The 787-nt window shown below is 45.9% G+C and carries 2 rRNA genes; both read left to right on the forward strand.

Features of this window, described 5'->3' with window-relative positions:
• Window positions 1–100: ribosomal RNA gene (locus KQI39_RS17145) — 16S ribosomal RNA — on the forward strand; the annotation flags it as partial.
• A gap of 56 nt (window positions 101–156) precedes the next feature.
• Window positions 157–274 (forward strand): 5S ribosomal RNA (gene rrf / locus KQI39_RS17150).
• The last annotated feature ends 513 nt before the right edge of the window (window positions 275–787 follow it).

The following is a 787-nucleotide window of genomic DNA, read 5'->3' on the forward strand; positions in this document are numbered from 1 at the left end:
CCTAACCGCAAGGAAGGAGCTGCCGAAGGCGGGACCGATGACTGGGGTGAAGTCGTAACAAGGTAGCCGTATCGGAAGGTGCGGCTGGATCACCTCCTTTCTAAGGAAAAAGTAGAGAAGATGTGTTTTACTGTTTAGCTATCAAGCTGAGATATTTCTGGTGCCGATGCGGTTGGGGGACACACCCGTTCCCATCCCGAACACGACGGTTAAGACCCAATCGGCCGATGGTACTGCACTGGAGACGGTGTGGGAGAGCAGGTGGGCGCCAGATCAAAAAAGAAAGAAACAGGCGAAGCTGCCTGATAAAAATAGAACGGGCACTGGAAAGTGAGCTCTGTTGGAAACAGAGTGGAACCAGAAGATTTTCGATAAGTCCGGTGCTAACCCTAAATCAGTCGGGAAGGACTGTTATAATAGCTGGTTTTTACCAGTGATCAGAGTTTACAAATTTGCTTGTGAGTTCTGATGGCTGATAAAACATCAGTCAGCATTGTACCTTGAAAACTGCATACATGAAATTTGATTAAGTTAATCAAATATCCTTAAACGCAAAGTATTAAGAAATTAATGCAAACGCAAAGATAGGAAGACATCGATTTATCTGTTATTAAACAGAGTAATCAAACACCGTTGTAAAACGCGAGAGCGTGATACAACAGAGAATCAAGAGACCGCATCACCTACGCTAGGGTGATGAAGCGAAAGGTCAAGCAATAAGGGCACAGGGCGGATGCCTTGGCACTAAGAGCCGATGAAAGACGTGATAAGCTGCGAAAAGCTTCGG

The sequence above is a fragment of the Blautia sp. MSJ-36 genome, from assembly GCF_018917985.1.
In the GTDB taxonomy this organism is placed as follows: Bacteria; Bacillota; Clostridia; order Lachnospirales; family Lachnospiraceae; genus Blautia_A.